The organism is Mesorhizobium sp. WSM4820, from assembly GCF_055811075.1.
The window spans coordinates 1-17,129 of record NZ_JBVVQN010000022.1 but is presented as its reverse complement, the minus strand read 5'-3'; the positions used below and the strand labels follow the sequence as shown (position 1 = coordinate 17,129).

The window sequence follows — 17,129 nt, the reverse complement described above, 5'->3', positions numbered from 1 at the left end:
AAGAAAGGACATGCCATGACCAAGAAAACTGCCACTTCCCGCCCGAGCGCCCGTGTCGTTCCGCTCCGCAAAGGCACCACCCTGCAGATGGTGCGGCTCGCGTGCCCCGACGCCGCACAATGCTCCCTCATCGCCGAGAGCTTCGGCCTCCCGGTCCTCGACAGCGACGGCATCCGCGACCTGCACGAAAAGCTCATCGTCGACACAGCCGCGGCACTCGACGAGGGACTTGGCGAACGCGCCATGCAGATCCACCTGCAGCGCATCGTCGGGGCGTTTGTGGGTTCCGCCCACGGCGCCGGCCAGTTCTACAGCCGGGCAGTGACCGAGGCCCGTGACGCGACGGCCAAGGCCGCCTGCGACGACCGGGACGAGGATGTCGGTGGTCCGGTCGGCTTCGACAGCGCCGCCCAGCGCAAGCGCGAGTTCGCGGCCGACATGGCCCTCCAGGCCCACGCACTTCGCATGGCCGCCGAGGGCGCCGTCACCGCCTACGAGCACGTTGTCGGCGAGGCCTGGAAGCCCTTCGAGCGTCCCGTGGAGATTCCGGGCCAGTCCATCGACCGCAAGGCCGCCGAGCTGCAGATGGCGGCCTTAGGATAAAGCCTTGGGCGGAGCCTCGGCTCCGCCCGCTTCTTCATACCCAAAGAGACCATAAAATCGGAACGGGTCCACAATGTGCGAAGGGCGGCTTCGCGCCTAGTTTCTGCCGTTCAAGTCAACCCAACCGTTTCTCGAAAGTGGACATTAATGCGCGGCGGCACAAGGAAACGATCTTCGCGCAGGCTATACTCGGCCGCTTGTCGGGGCCTGCAGTTCTTGATCAAGGGCGCGTATCATTGTCTGTTGCATGGTTCATTTTCCCCTACCGGTGATTATCAGGTGATCACCTTATGATGGCGGCGCGATTCCCAAACTTGCGTAAATGATCGTTAGCTTAGCCCATGCTGTGTCGAGCATCTCTTTAGCCGGAACCAAGCTATAACTATAATCATCGTTTGTTGGATTTGTTTTGACGACAAGGCACATCTCACCCTTTGCAATTGTGTGACTGGTGTTACGCCGACATTTTCGTTGTCGTTGCGCCTCTTCGACGGATACATGAATAAGGATATCTCTAACCTTGGGCATTATGACCCGAGCTCCTTTCGAATGGCGTCCCGAACCTGATCGCCGAGCATGTCCAGAGCCGCCAGTGCATCCTCATTGTCGTCGGCGCCGGGCTCTTTCCGGCTACCCGAGGCGATGCCCAGATGCTCGTTGACTGCGGTGTGCAAGAGGCTGACGACTGCTGCCCGGTTGTCTCGGCCAGCGACCGTCTTGATAGCCTTACCGACTTCACGGCCTGCGATCGTATATCCAAGGTCCTTCAGGATGCGGGCAACGACGGAATTCGTGCGCTGCGAAAGCCGCCTGCGGGCTTGAACGCGCCGGCTTTGCGGCTGCACTGGCAGGCTCGTGACCTCGGCCAAATCGGCGCGGTCTTGTTGTTTATTCCGCAAGGTTTCGCGCAGCACTTCTTTCTTGATAAGGTCGCGGAGCCGAATCCCGCCTCCAATTTCGTGGTTGAGCATTTCTTCAAGAACGCGGTCGTCTTCGGGATCGAGAAACGAGCGGTTGATGAACGATCCAATGATCTCGCTGTCGACCAACATGCCAACGTCAAAGCGACGCGGTTCACCGCTGCCGTCCCCTTCCGGCTCCTCGTCCTGACCCTGCAGCCATTTTCTGATGAGGGCCTGGTCATCGAAGTCAATCTCACGGAAGTCGTCCCAATGCGCATCGGTGTTCAACCCGACGTGAGAGACGACATAAGCGTTGTTGTCCTGGTGTTCCGGCTTCGCCTCATGCACGACACGCATCACGCGGCCGACGAATTGGATGTAGGGAGAGAGACTGGCGAAGGGTCGGAAGATCGCGGCGACGCTAAGCGGGGGATGGTCGAAGCCCTCCCCCAGCATCTGCACCTGCACGATGCAATCGAGCCTCCCACCACGGAGGTTTTCGATCACCCGGTCCTTTAGCTCGTCGGCCATCTCGCCATAAATTTCCTGCGCTTTCAGCCCGCGCTCTTCGTACAGGGAGCGCACTTGGCGGGCGTGATCGACGGAGCAGGCTACCGCTATAATCTGGTGCCTGAAGCCGGTGCGCTCGCGTAGTTCCCGGAGGTACTTAATGCTCGCGTCGACGATGTGGGCGTTGCATTCCGGCGCAAGCGCAACGCCCCGGCGGAACCAAGCGTTTTCCCGGAGTGTCATCACTTCTTCCAAGGTATGGCGACGTGTATCGTCCCTGTAGGTGAAATATAGTTCGGAAGGTGCGACGTTGCGCGAATGAATCTGCTTAATGTATCCCTTCACCATCGCCCTGGTGTAGGGATAGCGATAGATTACCTTGCCGAGCGGACGTGTGCCATCGCCGCGGAACGGCGTCGCTGTGAGGCTGACGACCTTGGCATTCGGAAATTTCTCGAAGACCTTGGTCCAGCTTGCTGCAACATTGTGGTGGCCTTCGTCCACCATGATAATATCGAAATAATTCGGCGGGAACTGCGGCAACCACCTGTCGGCCGAACTGGCGAGCTGATGAATATTTGTGACGACAAATTGGCTGTCATTGCAATCGTGAAGGTTGGCGTCGACACCGTCCAAAACAGCCCGGAATGGACCAGCTGAGAAATCGTGCAGCACGGCGGCGCGCCGCCAGAAGTTTTTGGGGTTCGTGATGTCCAGCGCTTCTGCGACGCCTTTCCTGATCGTCAGATTCGGGGTGATGACGAGCGCCCGTCCTTGGGCAATGCCAAAGGGCAACGTGGCGATGACACCCGTCTTTCCGCAACCGACCGGTATCTGGAGTATCACAGGCTCATTCGATGCCGCGAAGTGGGTGCGAACTGCCTTATGTGCGCCCTGCTGCGGCTCGCGTACCAAGACGTTCGCCTCGATGTCGGCAGTCAGAGTTTGAAAAAGATGTTCATCATCCGAAACCGCTTGCTCGGCGCGCTTATATTCGAGACGAAATGGTTCGAGGTCAGCCCGTCGATAAAAGCGGTAGCCGCTGCCCGGCCGCCTTACGGGTTTCAGCTTCTCGGCGGCATCCCAACGTCGAAGAGTATCCTTTGAGACACCGACATAATCGGCGGCATCCGCAAGCGATAGAAAATCAGGCCGATCATTCTGCATCATGCCGCAACATCATGCAACCTTATGCAAATGTCAACAGCTCATTTAGAAGCTAAGATTACCGCTGGGCGCCTCGCAAGTTCGTGGCCTTAGAACGTGCGGTTGAATGTTCGTGTCCCAACATCGTCGGGATGGATGCAGGCCTGCCTGTTCCAAAGAAGATGCACGGAAACGGGCACATCAACCATATTAAGTGCTTTCCATCGGACGCAAAGTGAGACGGGCGACACCTGTCTCGGTCGCCGATCGCAACGGCCATGCCCATGAGTGCCTTGCAGAAGCCTTTGACACCACCTTTAATGTCTTGATCTTGGTCTACCCGGTGAGTTCGAGGTTAAAGGCCAGCTGAACGGGTCATCTTAGTTGTGTCGTTTGCAGGGAGCGGCGATGGTGTGGGCAGATCGCCGCGAGGCATGGCAACAACGATCATTCGACGCGCGCACGCCAGGCGATGTCGATTATGCGCGCGTCATCCACTCAGCTTCATTTCGGCGCCTCCAAGGCAAAACCCAGATCTTGAATCTGGGCGACAGCGACTTTTACAGAACACGTCTCACGCACTCGCTCGAGGTAGCGCAGATAGCTGTCGGGCTGACGATCCAACTCCGGCACAACCTGCCTAGCCACAATGCAATCCATTACCTGCCCGAGCGAAGCATGATGCAGGCGATCGCCTGCACGCACGATCTCGGCCATCCGCCATTCGGCCATGGCGGTGAGGTCGCGCTAAACTATTGCATGCGCGATGCCGGCGGCTTTGAGGGTAACGGGCAGACGCTTCGCATCCTCTCGAAGCTTGAGAAGATGTCGAAAGCGGCTGGCTCCAACCTCACGCGCGAAACGATGCTCGGCGTGCTCAAATATCCCGTGGCGTACAAGGAAGCCGCAAGCCCAAGCAAGAGACCGAAGCTCCTGGAAGATACAAGTGGTACGCCAATCCTCGATCGAAAGGCGTCGAAACCACCGAAATGCTACCTCGATTGCGAACAGGGTGTCGTCGACTGGCTTCTCGAGCCGCTCGCGCCGGCCGATCGAGAGGAGTTCCAAGCGTTCAACGAGGTGCCGGGTAAGCATCAAGAAGCCCGGCATAAATCGTTTGCATGCACTCTGATGGATCTGGCAGACGACATCAGCTTCGGTATTCACGATCTCGAAGATGTGCTGGCGATGCAGCTTATTTCGCGGGTCGATTTCGAGAAGCACGTGACGCCTCAGCATTGCACCGCGCTGTTGGACTATCTCAATTCGGAATACCCAGGCCAATACGGTAATGACGTCTATGCAGGGTTTGCTAACCGGCTCTTTGGCGACGGGAACGAGCGGAAACATCAGATCAATCGCGTTCTGAATATGGTGATCCCTTCCGTCGATATTCGCGAGAAAGCGGAGTTCGCCGAACCGCGGATTAAATATCAAGCCGTGCTCCCGGCGCCGGTGATGGCATTTGTGGTGGCGATCAAGGACCTCGTACGGGAGGAAGTCATCTACAGCCCAAGCGTTCAGCACCTCGAGTTCAAAGGCCAGATGATGGTCATCGCTGTCTTTGAGGTGATGCGTTCGGACCCGGAGAAATTTCTGCCAGCCGACGTTTTTGAACGATATAAGGAGGCTTCCGATCCCTTGCGTCACATCTGTGACTATGTCGCCGGCATGACGGATGGGTATTTGCTGAGGACCTATGACCGACTGTTCAGCCCTAGGATGGGCTCCGTATTCGATAGACTTTAGCCGACGCGCGGTGACGTTGTCGCACGGCAGGGAATACGCCACTGTGCAATTTGTTGTATTCACGAACTACATCGCTATCGTTGGCCATTAACTCTGAGGGTCTATCAGATGGCTCGAATGTCGCCAGGTCCGCTTAAGGAGGTTCCGAGCAGTTAACCTGCCGTTCCGCTTCCGGCCCCGTATTTGCCATTGCCTACGGGCTACGACCCTTTCTGGCGCAAATCACCTCATCACGCGCGCAGCGGCATCGCTTCCACCCTGATCACCTCGGACAAATCCTCTTCACCGCGGTGACGGCACCTCAAGCGAATCGGAACGCCGACTTAGGCTCCAGGGACTTAGCGCACCCAATCCCGCTCTCGTAATGGCTTTCCTGGTGCGGCGGCGGATCTTCCACGATCAACCCGCAAGGGGTCCGCTAGCAAGCTGCGGCCGCTTGGCTGAAGCCTGCGCGGTGATCGCGACCGCCGCCGCACACTGACGGAGCCATCGAGCGGGAATTGGCCCGCTCCAAGATGGAGCCCTCAGATGTCGCACGATCTCACTCTCGCCCAGAAGGTCGCCTGGCACCTCGCCCGCACCCTCATGGCCACGGTGGTCCTCTTCCAGGTCGACGACGAATACGGCGTCCTGCCCGCCGACGAGCTCGACGACGCCGACGTCGAAATCCTGTTCGAATACGATCCCTACAGTGGCGGCCGGTCGGTTCATTGAACCGACCTTTCTCCAGACCGCATCGAGGCGGCGCCCAGCGCCGCCTTTTCCATTTCGTTCGCCCGGTCGCGGTCCCGTCCTGCCCCGCGGTCCTGGCGGAGCCGGTCGGTCAGCGCAACGGCTTCGCCGTCCTCCGCTCCGCTCCGGCCTTGCAGGTGCGCGGCCCGCCATCCTGCTCCGCCCAAGCGGACCCCGTGACGGGGCCGCGATCGGCGCGGCCTCCAGAACTGGAGGTTCATGAAAATGAGCAGGAAAGAGAAAGCGCCGCGCATCGACATCTATGCGCGCATCACCGATCACATCGTCGCGGAGTTGGAGAAGGGCGTCCGCCCCTGGATGCAGCCGTGGCATTCCACCAACGCCATCGGCCGCGTTACGCGGCCGCTACGCCATAACGGCCTGCCCTACAGCGGCATGAACGTGCTGCTGCTGTGGTCCGAGACCATCGCGCGTGGCTACGCCATCCCGATCTGGATGACGTTCAAGCAGGCCCTCGAGCTCGGCGGCGCGGTTCGCAAGGGCGAGACCGGCTCGATGGTTGTCTTCGCCAGCCGCTTCACCAGGACGGAGACCGACGCTGCTGGTGAGGAATTCGATCGCGAGATTCCGTTCCTCAAGGCCTACTCCGTTTTCAACATCGCGCAGATCGATGGCCTGCCGGACCATTACTACGGGCAGAAGGCAGAACCCGTGCGCGATCCGATCGCGCGCATCGAGCATGCCGACCGGTTCTTCGCCAATACCGGTGCGGTGATCCGGCATGGCGGCGACCGCGCCTACTTCTCGCCGGCGACCGACCACATCCAGATGCCGCCGTTCCAGACCTTCCGCGACGCTGCGTCATATGTGGCGACCCTGAGTCATGAAGCCACGCATTGGACGTCGGCACCGCATCGCGTAGACCGCGATCTCAGCCGCTACGCCAAGGATCGCAGCGAGCGTGCGCGCGAGGAGCTGATCGCCGAACTTGGAAGCTGTTTCCTTTGCGCCGATCTCGGCATCGCACCGGAGCTCGAGCCCCGGCCCGATCATGCGAGGTACCTGGATTCGTGGCTCAAGGTGCTCGCCGAAGACAAGCGAGCGATCTTCTCGGCCGCTGCCCAGGCGCAGCGCGCCGTCGCTTTCCTGCACGGCCTTCAGCCGGCGGCCTCCGAAGCACGCGAGGCCGCATGATGTTCCACGCACCGATCGTCGGCGGGGAGGGTCACGGACCTTCCCCGATTATCTGCATCGCTCGGCCGTGCCGCTCGATCAGGCAGATTTGTCAACGCTGGCAGATCACGGTCAGCTCGATCGGATGAACGAATGCGAGGGCATGTGCGGCGTCTGACACATGCTTCTGTTCGAACTGAGCCAGCATTTCCTTTCGGAAGCGTCCTCTTCTGCTTGATGGTCCGTGACCGGATCTGGTCTTGGAATGCGTGGCATCAGGAGATGCGAGGGGACCTTGCCGCCATATCGTGGAGACCGGCATGCGAGGCGCGTGGACAATCAAGGGCGCCAGGTCGACAACAGTGTTCGGCGACGCGATCTCGCGGTACTCCCGGACCTGGCCGATCACTGCCACGGTCATCGGTGATAGAGCTACCCGACCTTCATCGAGGGAGCCCGTTACCCGCAACGGCCCATGCCGACACCGGTTACGGCGGCATGCTTTCGCACCAGCGATACCATCAATGCCGAACTCCGACACGTGGGCCAGCTCGGTCCTTCAGCACCTTGCACCTGGCCAACCCCTCTGCGGCTCGATGAGGCATGTCTGACCGGAAACCGGCTGCGCCTCGATCGTTCTCCCGCAACGGCCATCCGCAACTTTCTTCCCCTGCCGGCTTCGCCGCCTTTCCTCGCGGACCAAGAAAGCCGCTTCCGGCCGCCCTCCATTGCATTCCGGCCCTGGCGGGTGCGGTCCGATCGTCTCCGGTCTGTCGACTGCCATCGAGGCCGCGAAGGGCGCGGCCCGAAACACAAGGAAAGGAACATCACCATGGCCACCATCGGCACCTTCACCACCTCCGCCAACGGCTTCACCGGCACAATCAAGACCCTCAACCTCAACGTCAAGGCGCGCATCGAGCGGGTCGACAATCCCTCCGACAAGGGCCCGCACTTCCGCATCTACTCGGGCGCCGTGGAACTGGGCGCCGCCTGGCAGAAGACCGCCAAGGAAACCGAGCGCGATTACCTTTCGGTAAAGCTGGACGATCCGAGCTTCCCGGCCCCGATCTACGCCACCCTGATCGAGGTGGACGGACAGGAAGGCCTCCAGCTCATCTGGTCCCGCCCGAACCGTGACTGATCGGCTCCGCAGCGGCCCCGTCAACCAGACGGGGCCGCTTCTGCGTGTCGAGCGGCAATCCTCGGCCGATAGCCGCGCTGCCGCTTGGTGCGCAGCAATTGCAGGAACAGGCCGACTGCCTCACCCTCGCTGTCGAAGGAATGCTGGACCATCCGTCCGCGCGTCCCGATCCGTCCCCAACGGCGGATCAGGCATGTCTGACCGAACAGCGTCTCATCGAGCGACATGGCGTAGAACCGGGCCATATTCCGGCTCGCGTCCATGCGTTCGATATAGAGGCGATAGCGTTGCGCAACCATGCCAACAGGATCGCGCAGGCGGAGTCCGCCGTCCAATGACAGCTTTGAATCGCTGGACCCGGATCGATTCATTCTCGTGATGGGTCGTTGGACCGGCACACGCCCCGAGGCGCCGAGGTTGACAACATCGGCTCCCGCCAATCGGTGCAGTTCGCGAACCGGGCCTTCGATTTCTCGACGATCTCGGACCACCGGAAACGAGCCGCGAGAGCGGTCAGCCGTTCAACGCATCCTTCACCGCCTTCGCCGGCGCGAAGGTGAGCTTTCTCGAGGCGGCGATTTTGATCGTGGCGCCGGTCGACGGGTTGCGACCCTCACCCGCCGGCGTGTCCTTGACCTTGAACCTGCCGAAGCGCGGTATGCTGGTTTCCGCCCCCGATCGGGCGGCGTCCGAGATCTCCTTAAACACGCTTTCCACGATTGCCTTGGCCTGCGCCTTGCTCAGGCTCTGCTCCGCGGCAATCTTGTTAGCCATTTCGGTTGTCGTCGTCATGATCCTCTGTTGCATCATCCTCACCTACAGCGCGAAACGCGGTCACAGTTTCGGCAGGCGGTCGGCATGCTTGTCCAGAAAATCATTGACTGCTTCAACGTAGTAATCATTCACCCGCCTGCCTTCCGAAGCGGCGAGCAAGCGCAGCCGCCGCTTGTCTTTAGCTGCGATATAGACGGTCGTCGGCTCTTTTTTGTCCTCCCGGAGCGATCTCCCAGCGACAGGATCACGTTTTTCGCCCGCTTCCTTTACCTTGCGGATTTCCGTGCCGCTCAGCTCCAGCTTCGGGCGATTGAGCTTGGGAAGCACAGCCGGGGCCGGCTGCATGACGCTCAACAGAGTGACCTTTTTGGCGTTGTCGTCCATCTGCTCACTCCGCTGCTGCCGACCGGTTGGCCTCAATCACATACTGGACAATCTCGGCAAATATCGCCTCGGATTCGGCTATCGCCTTCGGGTCCACCCTGCTGCCTGTGTAGAGCGTCGCGCCGGTCTGCATGTCCTTGTAAGCAATGCGATACGGCATTTCCTCACTGGCAATCCGTGTGCCGTTTTGCTGGATGATCTCCCGCAAGTCGGCAAGCGCCCTTGCCCGCTTGTCGATGACGGTGTTGTTCGTGAACACATACATCACCGGCAGGGCAAAGCCGCGGTTTTCGGCGACCAGGGGAATGTGACCGTTTACAAGCTGATGAGCGGCGGTGATGTCGTCCATGGCAAGATGCACCGGCACCACGGCGATGTCGGCGGCAAAAAGCGCAGCGGTCAGTTCGTCATTGGTCTTGCCTTCGGTGTCGATGATGACCAGCTTGCCTTGCCTGTCCCGTTCCTGGGCGAGAGCGAGGATTTCGGTGGGCGTCGTGACCGCCACGATCTCCAGATTGTCGGGCTTGTTGCCGAAGCGGTCGAGCAGCATGGACCAGCGGTCGATATTCTTTCGCTCGTCGGCGTCAATGACGAAAACACTGTGGCCTTGGTGCGTGGCGACACTGGCCAGGGCACGCACGAGCGTGGATTTTCCAACGCCGCCTTTTGCCACGGCAACGGTGATGATCATCAGGCTCCGTCCTTCGCTGAAAGCGCTATAGCGTTCTGATTTATAACGTTGCGGCGGTGCAACTTTCAAGCAATTTGATACTTTAATTTATGCCGCTGCAGAGCCGTGGCGGCATGACGTTACGCCGCCATAAATTGCAGCGTTGTGCCGTCGTGACGCTGTGCCATTGTGATGGCGTGTTGATACGCCGCTTTAACGGCATAGAATAATACCGCTATAGCGCTAAAGCATCCGTCAATTATAATTGCTACATGCGCAGCAACGTACTGGTTGAACAATGATTGGCACTGAGGGCGGCAGTGTTACGATCTTGTTTTTCCCCTATGTTTAAGTTATTTCTTCTTTGGCAGGATAGCGAGATTTGTGGAACAAATCCCTTTTGCGCGCCCGGCAAGCGGGCTTAGGTCGGAAAACATAGGGGAAAAACAAGGCCATGCCGCGTGGAACCGCCAGCTACGGAAAGGTTGTCCGATTCCGCGTCAGTGCCGACGAAAAGGCGGCGCTCGCCGCCGTCAGCGAGCGCGAAGGCGTACCGGAATCCGAGGTCATCCGCCGTCTTTTGCGTGCCGAAACGGGGTTGTATCTGCCGGTGGCCGATGTCGATCGATCCGCGATCGAGGGACTTCAGGAGCAGCTGCGCAAGATCGGCGGCAACCTAAATCAGGCCGTTCGCGCCATGAATGCCGGCCGTGTCGGCTACGAACCAGCGCTCGCCAAGAGCCTCGCGGCGCTTGTCGGAATGATGCAGCCGATGAACAAGCGGCTTGCGGAAATGGCGCGGCCAGCCCGAGCACGACGGAGCCCCGATCCATGAGCGGGTATTTCACCGAGCTGGCGCTCAGCATCGACGAGATGCTTGGGGACAACGCGCCGGCCGTCGAGGCAGGGATAACGGACGACCTGTCGGAGGCAGAGGAGATCCGGCGACGGGCCTATGCCGCTACTGTGGCGGCCTGGGGCTCGCCGGCGGCGGAACCGAGCACCGATAATGCTGCGGCGACGCGGTCGGCCGGGCGTGCCGCGGGGATAGGGAATGGCAGCGCAAAAGTTTCGTCCACGCGGCGGCCAGCTGTTGCAGCCCACGCGACAACGGCCGCGCCTAGAGCCGTGAAATTCGCTGCCACCGGAATTTCGACGCCAAACGCGCCGGCAGCGCCGCTCGTAGCGGCGGCAGCAGTTGCCGGCCCGAAGGACACGGCAACCATCACCGCCGCTCTACGGCCGTTTTCGGGGCAAAATGACCCGATCGCCGTTTTCACCAAAGTCGCAGCACTTGCGGTCGCCAATGACGAGGATGAAAGACGGCGACGTGGAGGGGGTGGCGGTGGCGGTGGCGGCCGCCCGGTTCCGACCGCTGTTGCAAAGACCACGCGCGGGCCAAGCCATGCGCAGGCGATTGCGGCGCGTGCCGCAATTGCGGCCGGCGCGCAGCCGGCGGTGTTCAAGGTCATTTCGACGGCCGGGACGAAGGGTGCTGCCCGCGCCTTGCTCGAATATCTCGGCACCAGGCCCGATGAGGACGGCAAGAAACACGATATCAAGGTTTTCACGAGCTCAGGGCTCAGCGTCGAGACCCGCGAGCAGCGGCGGGCGCTTCTAGAAGAGTGGCAGGAAGACTTTCGCGAGCCGTTCCAGAACACGAATTTCATCGAGGTCGACGTCGAGCTCTCCGGCGATCCCGGCCGGGATGATCTGCACGATGCGTTGAATGCCGCGTTCGGCAGCAAGCCCTTCGTCTATGCGCGCGCCGGCAGCACCGTGAAGGTCTACGCCTACACGGACATGAAAGCGGCAGCACTGGCAAAAGCGTTGCAGAAACTTGACCACGAAAACGGCAGGGGATGGGCCTTGCAGCGCGCAGACGACGGGATCACGGTCCGGCTGAACGACGCTGGCGTGGCCGGCAAAGCCGAGATCAAAGCGGCCGTTTCGACCGAAAGAGGCGGCCAATATTTTTTGCAGAAATTCATTCGGAGCAATGCAGGCGTGATCAAATCCGATGGCGACGAGATGCCGGCCGGCCAGCGTGCGGACAAGGCCGCGCAAACCCTCTATGCGTCGTGGAAAACGGATTTCAAGACGGTGGAGCCACGCAACGTTTATCACGTCGTCTTTTCGGCCAGAGCCGGCACAGATGCGCGTGCGTTGCTGCGCGCGGCCGAGAACGTGCTTGCCGAAAAGATTCCCGACCACAAATGGGCGATCGCGCATCATCCGGAGACCGGGCACGTCCATGTTCACGCGATGATCCTTGCGCGCTCGGAAAGCGGCCGGCAGCTGCATTTCAGCAAGGCGGACCTTTACGACTGGCGCGCGGCCTACGCCGAAAAAGCCCGCGAGGAGGGGATTGCCATAGTGGCGACCAGCCGCATGGACTTTGCCGCTTCGCGGCCTTTCAACATGCGCCAGGCAGGCGCGTACGAACGATCGAAACGGAACACGCGTTACGCTGTTTCGCCGACGATCGCTGAGCGCGTCGAAGCGAAGCGCCAGGCAGTTTTTGAGGCAAAGACCATCGCTGCCTATGGGGCAGGGATCTCGCGTGGCTGGCGGCTGACCGCCACTATGACGCACGAGGCCATGCCCGGCTCGCAAGCGGACGCAGGCGTCGCGGCGTTTTCGGCTGCGATCGTCGAGATCGCGGCCGGTCAGAGGTCTGAACTTCGCGCGGCGCCGGCGTCAGGCGGGGAGGGGACATCGCTATCGCCGTCAGTCGAAAAAGTTGATACTCTAATTAACCTGACCAATCGCATACAGGAGATCGTGAGCATGGAATTGTCGCCGCTGGAACTTCGCCGCAAGATCGCGGATGTGAACAAGGCTTTCGACCGGATCGACGGCTCCTTGGCGAAGAAGGAGCACAAGCAGGAGCTCGCAGGCATACGCGAGGAAATGAACGGTCTCTTGAACGAACGGCTGAACGATGTGCGGGTGCAGGCGGCTACTGGCGGAACCGGGGCCACTGACACAGAACGCGACGAAGGCCGCTCTCTTCGCGAAAAAGAGCAACAGGCCAAGACACAGGACCGCGCGAACGAGCAGAATCCACGGCAGCCCGACAAAAATGCCGCGCCGAGCGTCGTAGCGGGAAAGAAAGCCGAGCACCAGGCCGACTGTGTCGAACGGCAAAACCGCAACACGCAGCGCTCTTTGGACGATGACCGGGAGCGTTGAGCGGCGGGGTGGCGGGTTTCCAAACGACGGGAGACGACCTCCCTACGGACCTTCCCTGATGGGAGGTTTTCCAACGCGGGCCGATGTCGATCCCAGCCCGAACCCCGCGCCGCGGCCCGCATCGAAAAACCTTCACCGTTCCAGTCGTTCTTGTCACACCTGATGAACGACTGCTGTGCGCCTGAAGTCGGTCGTGCCAGCCGGCTTTCCGACGACCAGAAGCGGACATCGCCGGTGACACGATTGAGAAATGTCAGGTGAGTCAGAATGCCACCTTGGCTTGGAGCAGAACATCCGGCAGAAGGTAAGCTGGGGGATAACGATGCCGGCCATGACGAAGTTGGGAACGACAGACGCTGACATTCGGTCTGCGCTACACGCCAAGCGATTGCGACGCGCCAGATCTCATCCCAATACGCTCGTGATCGACGAACTTGGCCTCGCGCACGCGCGGAGCCGCATCGACGTGGCCGTCATCAACGGCTGTATCCACGGCTATGAAATCAAGAGCGCCAAGGACAACCTCGACCGGTTCGCGACCCAGATCGATATCTACCGCCAGACGCTACAAAAGCTCACACTCGTCGCCGCGCCGAAGCATGTCGCAGGCATCATGAGTCACGCTCCCGAATGGTGCGGCGTGATCGCGGCCGAGCAGGGACCAAGAGGCGGCATCAACTTCCAAGTGTTGCGAAATGCCGCCGCCAATCCCGAGATCGATCCGGTCATGATGGCGCATCTGCTCTGGCGTGATGAAGTCATCGAACTCCTGGACCAGGCTGGATATGCGCCGAAAGACCTTCGCCGGCCGAGAAAGCAGCTTTACGAGATGCTATGTGAAGCTATGACCCTTCGCGAGATCACCGCTTCCATCCGCGCCTTCATGGCGCAGCGCCAGACGTGGAGAGATCGTCCAGCACTTGCATCATGTGATGATTGATTGCCACGTTCTTCCATCGCGTAAGATCACTCGGATGAGCTTCCTTGACGGCGCACTTGGCAATATAGTTATCCCCGTAGCTATAGTCACTCCCTTTGAATACGCCAGATTCGTCCACTAATACCCTACAGTGCTCGTGCATCTGTACTTCATTGCCTCGAAATGCGCCACCTTTACGCACCCACCAAGACCCGCTTGTCGTATAAATAAGTTTACCAGACGATTTTATCTTACGCATATCTATAGGTGAAAAACTCGGGTGGACTACCGTATAGTCTCCGTAGTTCGGTCGCCTCATGCCCGACGGCAATTTTGTGAGAAGCGTCTGGAAAAATAACCAGTCGTGACGCGGCAGCACATTATGCCCTTTACCAATGTCCTTGAACGTTTCCGGAATTGCGGTTCCCACGAGTACAAAGTTGCGAAACCGATTGAGATCTCCCAGCCGGCGCAAGGCGGCGATCAGCGCGATTGAGAATATTTCGTAAGGCCTAAAGTTTGGCTCCCCGAGATCAACGATGAGATCGACTTCGTCTTCATTGACCCCAAGCGATGTAAACATTGCAACAACACGGGAAAATGCATCTTTCTTCATCAGGTCTTCAAGTCGGACGGCAATGGCGACGCCTTGCCCGTCTCGCCTGACGATAGCTGCAACAGAATCTATAAGCCTACTTTTGGCATCGAGCCGGATAGAGGGCATGATCTTGTGGTCTAGAGTCCGCAAGCCGTCGAACACGTAGGTAATAACGTCACGGCCGTCATTCATCACGCCATCGGCAATCCCGGGATGGACACCGATCCACGCCGGTCTACCGCCCCACTTCTTTTCATAGCGGGTGACAAAAGGGTGGACGTGCTCATGGATGGTCCTTTTCGGCTCCCCGGAATCGAAATCGAACTCGCGCTGCGGGATAGTGATGAAGGGAATAACCCGTTCTTTGGCTTTTGCGTTCAAACGCAACAAAGCCAGAGATTCAGCCTTTCGCCACCGTAGTGCCGGAACATACATGTCCCTAGTCAAGATCATCGTTCGCCTCCTCAAGCTGCGAACTCACCCGACCCTGACCAACCAGATCATTCAGGATGGTGTAGTTGCCGCGCTCCTTCCTGATGCGCCCTGCAATGATGCTCGGATCGATGCCGATCGCCTCCGCGTCGATCTTCACCGCCTCTTCCGACAGGGCGAAGCGGGACAGACACTGATCCCACAATGCTTCCGGTATCAGTGCGTCGAGCGCAAATTTATCGGCCTCCGCCTCGATCGCATCGCCGTCATTGCCGCCTTCCTCATCGAAGAAGTCAAAGCGCAGACCGTCGAAGAGATGCAGAAAGACGTGGCCCAGTTCGTGCATCAGCACGAACCAGAAATTATCCAGCCGGTCATAGCGCAGCGTAAGGCCTACGACCGGTGTCTCACCCTCGGCGAGCATTGCCGCGCCGTCGAGATACGACCCCGGAAGGTGACGCTCGACAATGAGAACGATGCCTTTCTCGGCCAACAGATCGCGGGCACGCTTGGGCCCGTCTTTACGATTGGTAAGACGTACCAGTTCCGGCAGCCACCGGTCATCCAGTTCGAAGATGCCAACCTCACCGGCTTCGATTTTGCCACGCGCCCGCTCCAGAATGCGCGCCTGCCACGCGAGCAGGGCGTATTCGTTCGGCACGTTCCCGCTGCGCATCTTCTTGCGATGAAAAGCCGTAGCAAATTGCGGTCCGGCCGCGTGCAGGAAATATTCCTTCACGCGCTCGATCGGGTTTGCGCTGCGCGGCAGATCAAACCACTTGCGTTTGATCATCTCCTTGTAGGGAAGCTGACCCCAGACGATATCGTCGGCATTGCGCCACGCGAACACCGATCCGCCCGCCTGCTTCGGTCCCTCAAAACTTCCTGACGCCTTCACACCGAGCGCCTTCGAAATCTCGATCAGCCGACCAAGGCTTGCGCCCATGTAGTCAGTCGCCTCGTAGCGCTGCACCTGTTGCGGCTTCATGCCAAGTTTTTCGGCGAGGTCCGTCTGACTCATGCTGGAGGCGATTCGCGCCTGCACCAGTACGCGCGGCAATTCTTCTAGCGCATAGGATTTCGAGAACGAGACCTGGCCGGATTTCAGCAGATCGTATTCGGCAAGCTCGGCCTCGATATCGGCGATCTGACTCTTGAGCCCATCGATCTCCGCCTGCTTAAGCCATGTCTTATCCGATGCGCGCGCCTTTGAAGCAGCAAGCGCATCTTGCAACTTCGCTAGTTGCGCGCTCGATACGCCATACTGTTTGTCGCTGTAAATCATGGCTGCACCTTCCCGGAGAGAAGCGGATCGGCTGAAAGCGGAATGGAGACGATCCCTTTCTGTTTTCCTGTAAAACGATCCAGTTGGAAAAAATCGACGAATGCCTGCCCGACATCCACGCACATCATCGAGGACGGAAAGAACTCGCCCTTGAATGCCGCTTTCTGCGCTGCCCGACCGTTCGCAAATTCCAAGAACACGGGATCAAGCTTGGCCGGATCGACCCCGGTAGGGTCCCAGCATGCATCGAAGTCGCCGGGCCTCGGCTTGCCGGTCACATAGCTGCCGTCGAGATAGATCGCCGGACATCCAGCCAATCGCAGCTTGCCAGAGGCGAGAACGAGACCGTCGAAAAGCTCACGCCGCCAGGCATTTGTTGCGAAAGCAGCCGCCACATCTTCCAAACTTGCCACGTGCGCCCCAGAGGGTAGAACGGTCCACGGATAGCCGGGCAATGGGATGAGGGCAGGAATCATGCTTACAACAATAATGTTGTAAGCGCTAAAAAGCAAGCGTGGGAGGGCTTGGGCGTCCGCTCGACGCCGGATTCAGCTTGGGAGCCCAGATGGAACGCCAGAAGGAAGATCCCTCGTTGAACCGGCGGCAATGCCTTCGCAACCTGGCACGCGCCAAATGTCCACTGTCGCTCCTCGCCGCCACCAAGCCGCCCGTCCGCCTGCGGCCCCGTAGCTGTCGGCTAGTCCCCTTTCGCTTCCCTTCCTGCCAATGGTGCCCCGAAGGAGAAGCACGATGGGACATTTCCAGCACGATCCTGCGATGCCGGAGCGCAACGCTTGGAATGCTAGCCGGAACGTCGCTCGCGCGATCGAGCGCTCCCTTTCGTCATACAACGCATCTCTTCGCAACGAACCTCAGTTCAGGTCCCACAAAAGGTCTTATAGACGCGGCCATCGCGCGGTGGTGGCTCGGCATAGCTCGCGAAGCCTGGCTG

The 17,129-nt window shown here is 59.7% G+C and carries 16 protein-coding genes; 8 read left to right on the top strand and 8 right to left on the bottom strand.

Features of this window, described 5'->3' with window-relative positions:
* Positions 1–15 precede the first annotated feature (15 nt).
* Positions 16–603, top strand: coding sequence for a hypothetical protein (locus tag AC0L2R_RS27860; protein WP_352631238.1), 588 nt, complete (start codon positions 16–18; stop codon positions 601–603).
* 527 nt (positions 604–1,130) lie between these two features.
* Here AC0L2R_RS27860 and AC0L2R_RS27855 read toward each other — a convergent pair.
* Positions 1,131–3,185: a DEAD/DEAH box helicase gene (locus AC0L2R_RS27855; RefSeq protein WP_473512720.1), complete on the bottom strand. Its 2,055-nt coding sequence runs from the start codon at positions 3,183–3,185 to the stop codon at positions 1,131–1,133.
* Positions 3,186–3,569: 384 nt separating this feature from the next.
* On the opposite strand from AC0L2R_RS27855, the gene AC0L2R_RS27850 reads away from it, so the two are divergent.
* The 4 genes from AC0L2R_RS27850 to AC0L2R_RS27835 all read left to right on the top strand — a co-directional run bounded on the left by AC0L2R_RS27850 (position 3,570) and on the right by AC0L2R_RS27835 (position 7,920).
* Positions 3,570–4,910, top strand: coding sequence for an anti-phage deoxyguanosine triphosphatase (locus AC0L2R_RS27850; protein ID WP_473512719.1), 1,341 nt, complete (start codon positions 3,570–3,572; stop codon positions 4,908–4,910).
* A gap of 528 nt (positions 4,911–5,438) precedes the next feature.
* Entirely contained in the window at positions 5,439–5,624 is a 186-nt protein-coding gene (locus tag AC0L2R_RS27845) for a hypothetical protein (protein ID WP_473512718.1), read from the top strand.
* Between the two features lie 243 nt (positions 5,625–5,867).
* A complete protein-coding gene (locus AC0L2R_RS27840; protein ID WP_473512717.1) occupies positions 5,868–6,797 on the top strand; it encodes an ArdC family protein in 930 nt (309 codons plus the stop codon).
* Positions 6,798–7,608: 811 nt separating this feature from the next.
* Positions 7,609–7,920 carry a DUF736 domain-containing protein gene (locus tag AC0L2R_RS27835; RefSeq protein WP_352631226.1) on the top strand — a complete coding sequence of 104 codons (312 nt, stop codon included), beginning with the start codon at positions 7,609–7,611 and terminating at the stop codon, positions 7,918–7,920.
* 20 nt (positions 7,921–7,940) lie between these two features.
* Here the strand turns inward: AC0L2R_RS27835 and AC0L2R_RS27830 are convergent, their stop codons facing one another.
* The 4 genes from AC0L2R_RS27830 to AC0L2R_RS27815 all read right to left on the bottom strand — a co-directional run bounded on the left by AC0L2R_RS27830 (position 7,941) and on the right by AC0L2R_RS27815 (position 9,769).
* Positions 7,941–8,219 carry a WGR domain-containing protein gene (locus tag AC0L2R_RS27830; RefSeq protein ID WP_352786935.1) on the bottom strand — a complete coding sequence of 93 codons (279 nt, stop codon included), beginning with the start codon at positions 8,217–8,219 and terminating at the stop codon, positions 7,941–7,943.
* 214 nt (positions 8,220–8,433) lie between these two features.
* Positions 8,434–8,712 carry an HU family DNA-binding protein gene (locus AC0L2R_RS27825; RefSeq protein WP_473512716.1) on the bottom strand — a complete coding sequence of 93 codons (279 nt, stop codon included), beginning with the start codon at positions 8,710–8,712 and terminating at the stop codon, positions 8,434–8,436.
* 42 nt (positions 8,713–8,754) lie between these two features.
* Positions 8,755–9,078 (bottom strand): hypothetical protein, encoded by a 324-nt coding sequence (locus AC0L2R_RS27820; protein ID WP_352722730.1) that lies wholly within the window; start codon positions 9,076–9,078, stop codon positions 8,755–8,757.
* A 4-nt stretch (positions 9,079–9,082) separates the two neighbouring features.
* Complete coding sequence (locus tag AC0L2R_RS27815; RefSeq protein WP_352722731.1) at positions 9,083–9,769, bottom strand: ParA family protein; 687 nt, start codon at positions 9,767–9,769, stop codon at positions 9,083–9,085.
* Positions 9,770–10,202: 433 nt separating this feature from the next.
* Here AC0L2R_RS27815 and AC0L2R_RS27810 point away from each other — a divergent pair, with 433 nt between their 5' ends.
* From AC0L2R_RS27810 to AC0L2R_RS27800, 3 genes are all read left to right on the top strand, one after another.
* Positions 10,203–10,583 carry a hypothetical protein gene (locus AC0L2R_RS27810; protein WP_473512715.1) on the top strand — a complete coding sequence of 127 codons (381 nt, stop codon included), beginning with the start codon at positions 10,203–10,205 and terminating at the stop codon, positions 10,581–10,583.
* Entirely contained in the window at positions 10,580–12,943 is a 2,364-nt protein-coding gene (locus AC0L2R_RS27805) for a relaxase/mobilization nuclease domain-containing protein (protein WP_473512714.1), read from the top strand. The genes AC0L2R_RS27810 and AC0L2R_RS27805 overlap by 4 nt, the downstream gene beginning before the upstream one ends.
* 322 nt (positions 12,944–13,265) lie before the next feature.
* Positions 13,266–13,883 (top strand): sce7726 family protein, encoded by a 618-nt coding sequence (locus AC0L2R_RS27800; protein WP_473512713.1) that lies wholly within the window; start codon positions 13,266–13,268, stop codon positions 13,881–13,883.
* On the opposite strand, the gene AC0L2R_RS27795 is transcribed toward AC0L2R_RS27800, so the two are convergent.
* The 3 genes from AC0L2R_RS27795 to AC0L2R_RS27785 are packed head-to-tail and all read right to left on the bottom strand — an operon-like array spanning position 13,825 to position 16,653.
* Positions 13,825–14,913: a beta family protein gene (locus tag AC0L2R_RS27795; RefSeq protein ID WP_473512712.1), complete on the bottom strand. Its 1,089-nt coding sequence runs from the start codon at positions 14,911–14,913 to the stop codon at positions 13,825–13,827. The genes AC0L2R_RS27800 and AC0L2R_RS27795 overlap by 59 nt on opposite strands.
* Positions 14,900–16,177, bottom strand: coding sequence for a helix-turn-helix domain-containing protein (locus AC0L2R_RS27790; RefSeq protein WP_473512711.1), 1,278 nt, complete (start codon positions 16,175–16,177; stop codon positions 14,900–14,902). Before AC0L2R_RS27790 ends, AC0L2R_RS27795 begins: the two co-directional genes overlap by 14 nt.
* A complete protein-coding gene (locus tag AC0L2R_RS27785; protein WP_473512710.1) occupies positions 16,174–16,653 on the bottom strand; it encodes a DUF6932 family protein in 480 nt (159 codons plus the stop codon). The genes AC0L2R_RS27790 and AC0L2R_RS27785 overlap by 4 nt, the downstream gene beginning before the upstream one ends.
* Between the last annotated feature and the right edge of the window lie 476 nt (positions 16,654–17,129).